Source organism: Burkholderia sp. Ac-20392 (genome assembly GCF_017104585.1).
In the GTDB taxonomy this organism is placed as follows: Bacteria; Pseudomonadota; Gammaproteobacteria; order Burkholderiales; family Burkholderiaceae; genus Burkholderia; species Burkholderia lata.
Window position 1 is genome coordinate 1 of record NZ_JAAGPB010000876.1, and the last position, 2,080, is coordinate 2,080.

Sequence of the window (2,080 nt, forward strand, 5' to 3'; positions counted from 1 at the left end):
GTGCAGTTCCTCTTCGGTCGGCACCATTTCCGGCTTGAAGCGGCGCAGGTATTCCATCAGCACGAGCGAATGCTTCTGCTCTTCAAAGAACCACACGCTCATGAACGCGGAAAAGTCGCTGTCGTGCTGGTTGTCGCGCAGGAACATTTCCGTCGCGGGCAGCGCCGACCATTCGGTGATCGCGTTCATCTTGATCGTCTTCGCCTGCTCGTCGGTGAGCAGCGAAGCGTCGAACTTGTCCCACGGAATGTCCTTCTCCATGTCCCAGCGGACGGCTTCGAGCGATCGGTAAAGTTCCGGATAAAGCATCGTGTTCATGATGGTCCCACCCCTGTTCTGCGCAATGCGACTTCTCTAAACGTGACTGTTGCCGCGCAAGCACGCCCGAGCGCGCTTTTTGCAGCCAAGACTCTAATTTTACGCGGGAAACCGGCCCGCCGGACGGTGATTCCTCGTCCGGCAGCCGGGCGGCCGCGCCGCCGCTGTTGCAGCATGCCGCAGCCACGCTCCGCGAACGGAACCGGCTGCACGCTTGCCTGAGTGGGGGCCGGCGCTGGCCGGCTCGTTGGCGCGCCCGTCCCCTGCCCCAGGCGGGTTCCCCGAAAGGTCCCGTGCGGATGCCGGATCGGCGGGCTGCTCGATATGGTGTATACGGCGGCGGCCATGATATCACGCGTGCATGACGGTTCCGAGACGCCTGCCCGGTCGTGCGCCGCCAATCGCGGTGCGGCGATCGGTCGCGGCCGACCGTCGCGAAAACGCAACCTTACATTGCCATTTATGCATCAGACCCGTATTTCTCCGGTTGCGAGGCCGTCTTCCGGCGGCATGCCGGCGGCCGGCGCGCTGCCGCCGTCCGCCAGCGCAATCCAGCCGGCCAGCGTGTCGCGCTGCGCGCGCCCGTCGCGGTAGCCGAGCTCGATCAGTTCGCGCGTGAACGCTTCCTCGAACAGCAGGTAGCTCGCGAACGACGCGCCAGCCGGCTGGCTGCCGCCGATCGCGCCGAGCAGCCCGCGCATCGTGGCCGGCATCTGCTTCAGGTGCTTCGCGGCGATCAGCTCGATGCGCTCGGACGGCGCGATCGCGAGCACGTCGACGTGCCGCCAGCCGCTGTCCACCTCGACCTGGTGCGGCAGGTGCTCGATCATCCGGTTGATGTGCTCGATGCGCTCGATGTCCGAGCCGATCGAGTCGAGGAACACGCTCGCGAGCACCTGCTGGCCGATCTGCGCGAGCGTCGGGTAGCCGCGTACCAGCCCGGTGCCGTTCGCGGCCGGGATCTCGGGCCGCGGGTCGGCCGCGCCGACCACGACGATCCGGTCCGCGCCGAAGTGGATCGCCGGCGACAGCGGCGCGATCTGCCGGATCGACCCGTCGCCGAAGTATTCGATCTGCCCGTCGAGCACGAGCGGCACGGCCGGGAACACGAACGGAATCGCCGACGACGCGAGCAGGTGCGACGCCGACAGGTCGACGAGCCGCGCGGTGCGCTGCGCACGCCGCCACGCCTGGATCGGCTGGGCCGCCTGGTAGAACGTGAGGTGCCGCCCGCTCGAATAGCTGAGCGCCGTCACCGAAAGCGCGTGTAGCAGGCGCGCCTCGAGCATCTGTTCGATCCGGTGGAAACTCAGCTCGCGCTGCAACAGATGCGCGAGCGGCGCGTTGTCGAGCAACCCGCGCGGCGAGCGGCGTGCCGCCCAGCCGAAGGTCATCGCCGCGAGCCAGCGTGCGCCGGCGGCCGCGATGCCGAGCCAGTCGGTGCGATACACGTAGTCGGCGCGCAACGGCTCCCAGAATTCGAGCAGGCGCCGCACGCCATGGGAAAAGTCGTCCGCGTGGCTCGCGATCGACGTCGCGTTGATCGCGCCGGCCGACGAGCCGCACACGACCGCGAACGGCAGCGTGTGCCGCTGCGGATCGGCCTCGCGCGCGATCTCGGCCAGCGCCTTCAGCACGCCGACCTGATAGGCGGCACGTGCGCCGCCTCCCATCAGAACGAGCGCGAGCCGCATGATCGACCTGCTACCTGCGCCGCGTCACGTCGAGCGCTTCGGCGGACGGGTTTCGGGCGACGACGCGG

Annotated in this window: 1 protein-coding gene and 1 pseudogene; both read right to left on the minus strand. The window is 68.3% G+C overall.

Going from position 1 to position 2,080, the window contains the following annotated elements:
* Positions 1–318 (minus strand): annotated as a pseudogene (locus tag G3N99_RS39245) (ferritin-like domain-containing protein); the annotation flags it as partial.
* 467 nt (positions 319–785) lie between these two features.
* The gene (locus G3N99_RS39250) at positions 786–2,012 is read right to left on the minus strand and encodes a patatin-like phospholipase family protein (protein ID WP_174937723.1); all 1,227 of its coding nucleotides are present in this window, start codon (positions 2,010–2,012) and stop codon (positions 786–788) included.
* Positions 2,013–2,080 lie beyond the last annotated feature (68 nt).